Origin of the sequence: Massilia glaciei (genome assembly GCF_003011895.2) — a bacterium.
Taxonomy (GTDB): domain Bacteria; phylum Pseudomonadota; class Gammaproteobacteria; order Burkholderiales; family Burkholderiaceae_D; genus Telluria_A; species Telluria_A glaciei.
In genome coordinates, this window is sequence record NZ_PXWF02000127.1 from 1 (window position 1) to 5,660 (window position 5,660).

At 57.4% G+C, this 5,660-nt stretch carries 2 protein-coding genes; both read right to left on the minus strand.

Annotation, left to right across the window (positions count from 1 at the left end; translation table 11 throughout):
- Nucleotides 1-126: 126 nt before the first annotated feature.
- The gene (locus C7C56_RS09590) at nucleotides 127-2,472 is read right to left on the minus strand and encodes a T6SS effector phospholipase Tle3 domain-containing protein (protein WP_146204377.1); all 2,346 of its coding nucleotides are present in this window, start codon (nucleotides 2,470-2,472) and stop codon (nucleotides 127-129) included.
- A 13-nt stretch (nucleotides 2,473-2,485) separates the two neighbouring features.
- A complete protein-coding gene (locus tag C7C56_RS09600; RefSeq protein ID WP_106757216.1) occupies nucleotides 2,486-5,461 on the minus strand; it encodes a type VI secretion system Vgr family protein in 2,976 nt (991 codons plus the stop codon).
- Nucleotides 5,462-5,660: the final 199 nt, after the last annotated feature.

Below are 5,660 nucleotides of genomic sequence, written 5' to 3' on the forward strand. Positions count from 1 at the left end.
CGCTTGGAATTTGAAACCGCCCCGTCATGACAAATATTGTCCAAAGCGGGATCAGAATCACAAGCGCGAACAACGCGCCCAACAAATACTTCCAAAGCCTGGGTGGCTGTGCCGATACAACGGTACTCATGAAGCCCCCTTTTTTTCCGAAATCGCCCCGCAGTCGCCCTGTTGCGGTGCAGCCGCCGTTCGCATGCCTGCCCTCGTTTCGCACAGCACTGTCGATGGCAATCCTTCACGCAGCGATGGAACACAATTGGGCAATTTTCCCGAACTGTAGTATCTTGCATTGCCTTCAATGAGGTCCTTGCGCCACTGAGGCTCAACTTCCCAATACCTATGAAACTTCTTTTGAAAGTCGCTCCATTTAAGAATTGATGCTCGAGGTATGATGTCGAGACGCTTCAAGCGCCAATCGGCCACCGCGCACAAGTATTTGTAGAAATTCGGATCGCTCGAAGCCTTTCCGCCGCCAATAGCCACGTCATATGCGGTGACGTTTCGATGGTTCTCGCTGCTGCCGACAATCGCACCATGAAACGATTTCGGACTGACCTCATGCTGCCAGCGCAGCCGCGCCTCGTTGGGCGTTTCATATCGGGTAACGGAAATTTTTTCACCCGGAGCTACACCCCAGGCACTCTTAACCTTGCACCAATCGCCAGGGTCTTTGCCCTTGTTGATCGCCTTCTCTAATTGGTCTTGCGCGCCCGACCCGAACAAGCCCGCACCGGTGGGAAGGCGTGTGGCAGCCGGCCGTGGATCGTCGATCAACTCTTGGGGTCTGATCATTATTCCTTTGTCGGTGGAAATGGCAATGGCCGCGTCATTCGGATCGACCGCTTCGCACGGGCCTTGCTCGTCTTTAGGAAGGCGAGATTGTGTCGAATTTTTTGGAAAGTCTTTTGGATCGACCTGTCCCGCGCCGCGAATATCAGCGATCACAGGTACCGGCAAGGCCTCTCCAGTGATGGAGCGTATGCCTCGGCGCTGCGCCGCGTCGGTTTTTATATAATTGAGCCAACTGTCGGGGTTTGGGGGCCACGTCACTTCATTGGACTCGGCCCGGTGCGCGCGTCCAGATTCCGCCACGTGCGCGTGGCTGTCCTCGTCGTCAACACGTAACGCGAAATCATGTGGCGCCACGCCAACGAGCACTGGTCCGAGCGTTTTCTTAGCCACGTCAACGCGCTTTTTCATTGTGAATACGCGCTGGCGGAACCCGGGCCCCAGTGCATCCAGCGGCTTTGAATCCTGCCGTACAGTTTTCCATATTGGAGGAGGATCCTCGCCCCACAAATTGCGCCGCGCCGTTTTTTCTGTCTTGGACAGAGCATTGCCAGACATGAAATCTGGGATCCCCTGCCATCCAATTCCTTGAATGTTATCGAGCGCGACCGTCATGTCCTCCGGGCAGAAGTACAAGTAGACTTTCCCCCGGTTTTCGCGCTCTGCGCTTGCAAGCCATTTCGTGCCGACCATGCCATAATGTTTGGCTTGGTCGCTGAGCGCGGCCAATGGCGGCGTCGCGTGCTTCTTCCCCACCACCCCTTGAACGATCTTGGCCAGCGTTTGCAGTCTCGCATCAAAGGTCTGCCGCGAGCCGATCGCTTCGTAATGGCCTGCCATGGCTGCATCGGTTCCGCCGCCAAGTCCTCTACCACTCTCGATAATGCCAAAAAAATTCGTGGTCGTTTCCTCCAAACTGTACGGTGGATTGTTCAGGATCAGGGTATCGGCGGGCCTCAGTCCTTCATCGAGCAGGAACGCTTGTGCCAGCAGCGATACCATGCAGCCTTGACTATGCGCGACGATGGTCACCACTTCGTCCTTGTCGAAGTCCCGGATCATCGAGATCAGGGCTGCCAGCCGTTTGGCTGCAAGAACCATATACATTCGTCCGGGCGCGCTCAATAGCGGACGTACGGGGTCACCTCCGACATCTTTAGGTGAGAACATGCCGCGATTCCACATATCGGGCAGCGTGCTGGTGGCATTGCCGAAAGGTCCTCCACCTTTGGATAGGTCCTTGTCCAAACGGTTTCCGAAACGGTCAATGCGTTGTCCATTCTTGGTACCCGCTTGCTCCAGCATTTCCCTAAAACCCCAGTAGAAGGGAATAACCGGACTGTGCGTATCGGTTTTAATTTGCCGTTTGAAAAAAACCGCATCAGGGTCGGCTTCCAGCGTCGCCTTGTCGTCCTGTCCGGGTTGATCACCGGGCATGCGGTAGGTGGCGGGCGTGAACAGGCCGACTTTACCTGGGGCGATCTTGTGCAGGCGGGCGTCAAGCCCTTGGCACAATCCTTTCTCGGTTGCGTTAAAGCTGGTGCCAACGTCATTTACGCCATGGATCACAATAATATTGCAAGGCAGGTTGGGCTTGACGCCTACAGTCTTGTCGTAGGCGCGATTGGCATGCAAAACACCTTTTCCCCGCCCGATGCAATACGATTCTTTTGGGTATGTCATTTCGATGTCCTCCCTATTCGTCAGTAAGAATTCGGATGTCGACGATATGCATAGCTTCGCGCTCCAGCAGACTGGTCTTGCCCATCGCGTCACTTATCCCTTTGAGTGTGCTGCCATCACTCATATCGATTTCGAATTTTCGATTGGGAGCGATTGGAGCCTCCTCGATTTGCGGCGCATATTTGAGAACGAACTTCTGGTCTGGAGCGCTGCTGCCAAACGTGGGCAGTTCAGTGGCCATGGTGGCCGGTCCGCTAAATGGAAAGTTGGCCGCCTGATTCTTGATGTCGCCATCGGTACCGTTGGTAATGCCGCCGCCGATTTTGGTGAACGAGCCATCCTCCGCAATCAGTCGGATTTCCTTGGCCATCAGGGAGATGATCCCGTCGGTGGCGGTGATCATGACGTTTTTTGCGGAGTTGATTTCGGTGTCGTCATGCTGGCTTTGCATGACGAATTTTCCATAATGGGCAATGGCCCTGATGCCGTCATGGTGCGAAAACAAGGAGATGCCCTTGCCCGCGTTCAGGTTGAAGCATTGCCCACTGGAGAGCTGCATATGTTGCTGTGCCACGGTGTCGATGTTCACGCCGGCGTAGCAGACGATGGTCTTCGGCGTGGTCAGGGCCATGCCCGCTGCGGACGTCACACTCAGGGTTGGCTCGCCTCCGATTCCTTCGGGGTCGGTGTTTCCGCCACCTGGGGCCGCCTTGATGTGGTCCCGCAGTTCGGCCTGTGGCGCCGGATCGAGCGCCAATCCCTGGTTCTCAAAAGCGACCTGCCCAAGCGACTTGAAGAGCTCGGCGCAGTCCTGCATCAGCCCGAGGTGCTCTTCCGCGCTAAGCTGGTTTGCGCAGGCGTCCAGCCGCTGCCAAGTCGATATAAGTAGCGATTTGGCCGTGCGGATGCTCCCGCCGTCATTGCTGGCCAACTCGAACCCGTCGCCGCGCGGCGTCGCCTCGCCCTTGCTACGCGGGTGGGTCAAGAATCCCAAGTTGAGCTGGGTGGACGCGTGATCGCTGGCCAGTTGCGCGCTTATCTGGCCCGTGGTGTCATCGATCCTTAACTGATTCGATCTTGTCCCCCCGATCTCGCGGCTGACGATTCCCGACAGGTGCCGGTCGCCCGGAAGACTGCTGACATGGCTGAAACTAGGCGGCGGCGACACGCCGCTGTGCGTGGCGCTGATGATGATCGGTTTGTCAGGGTCGCCGCCCATGAAGCAAATCACGGCCGACGTTCCCACCCGTGGCAGGGAGATGGCGCCGTATAGCGCACCGGCCCAACCCGAGCAAACCGGGACCCAAGCCGAGTCGTGTTCGGTCAATTTGTCAGTGGTAATGACTGCGCCAGCGCGTTCGTCCGGACGACTTCCGGGAAAGCGCACGCGCACCCTCCCCAATTCGTCACAGTACACGCCCCCGGCCTCCGGCCCGATCACAACCACGGTTTCATTTCCCGTGCGCGGCAAGTCAACGCGCGGATCGTATGCCGCCACGATTGGGATGCCGCGTCGTACACAGGTGAATTGCACCGTGTAGCGTCCATCGCGTTCGGCGCTCGCCTCGGCCGCGCCAGTGCCAGGATCGGCATTGGTATCGTCATCCGTGCCCCAGCGATTCAATGCGAACAGCCGGTTTGCCCTGTCCCGCAACGTCTTCGGCAGATTGTTCTCGGCCGCCACACGCAGTTCCGTGAAAACGAACTCGCGCTTATCCGGTGGATGGGCATCGATTCCGGCGTGACCGGTAACGGCCACCCACTGTCCCGGGCAAAATTCGCGGCCGCCACTTTCACCCCGAACACACTTTGAATCGAATTCATGGTGAGCCATGCGCAGTTCGCTCAGGGCGCGGTAGTCGTCCGGGTTGTGGCCCGCGTGCTGCACGTGGATCAAGCTGTCGTTAAGACCCGCTGCGAGTTGATTGCCAAGCTCGCCCTGATCACTCAGGCTCGAATGCATGACGTTATCCATCCGAGCCGTCTTATAGTCCCAGCTCTGACGCCTGACGCGTCCCGGCGTCAACCTTCGCACGGGGTGCCACGCAGTGATGCTGTCGGCCTTCTCAGTGCCGTCATCGCGGTGGTAGCGCACGATGCCGGCGGCGTTCTTCTCAAGCGAATAGGCATTGTCGAACAGGATCAGCGTATGCGCCGGGGCGTCCTTTGGGGATCTTTCGGCCGTGGGCTGGAAGAACCAGGCGATGCCACGACGCTTCCACAAGCGGCGCAGGAAGGCCGTGTCGGACTCTTTGTACTGCATTGTGAATTCACGGCGCGGATAGCCACTTTTCAAACGCCACGTCTCGAAGTTGAAGGCGCGGGCCAGCACTGGATTTTCGTGCAACCAGTCCCCCAAGATGACATTGCTGATTTCGACTTCGCTCATGCCTCGGAAAATGCGGGTGTTGGATCCCTTTTCGCTGATCGAAAGGGCGTCGCGCATGGTCAGCAGGTAGGTTGCAAGGCCGCCATCGGACTCGCCCTCCTCCGCGCCATCGACAATGCCGCACACCGAGCGCAGGCCGCCTGTGCTGGTGACGAATTGCAGTTCGACGGGCATGGCCATGAACTGTTTGAGCGGCAGATTGGCTTTGGCGGCGACACAGAGCAAGCGATATTCGAGAGGGGCGCAGATGCCTTCAACACCGGTAACCTGCTTGACCAATAGCACATCATCGACAAACCCCTTCTGTTTCCCAGGCGAAGCCGGATGGGGCGGTTCATATCGGTTAAGCCAAACCGTGCGAGCGGGCTGTGCAGATCCATGCGCGGAACTCCTAATGAGAGATACACCTGTTTGAGGCGGTAGCAAATTGACGGCGCGGCCGAAAGCCACCTCTGGAAAACGTCCAATTTGAACGACTTTCGACAACACGTGTAGCGCTGCATCAAGATTGCCAAAAATATATTCTCCCAAGAGTTTGTGCGAAAAGGCACACACACTTTTCGCGTCAATATCAGGAAAGGAAGGAGTAAGTGCGCGCATTCAGCCGCGCCAAGGCGTTAGCGGGACGGCATCGCTTGCCGATGGTGGGTTTGGATACGCGGCATTAGAATCGTCCATGAGGAACGACGAGATGATGAAACACACCATGCTGCCGCAATTGCGCGCGCTGAAACTGGACTGCCTAGCGCTGCCCTTTACCCATAAAAGAGCTGAACAGAATTTCTTCCGCGCATTACTC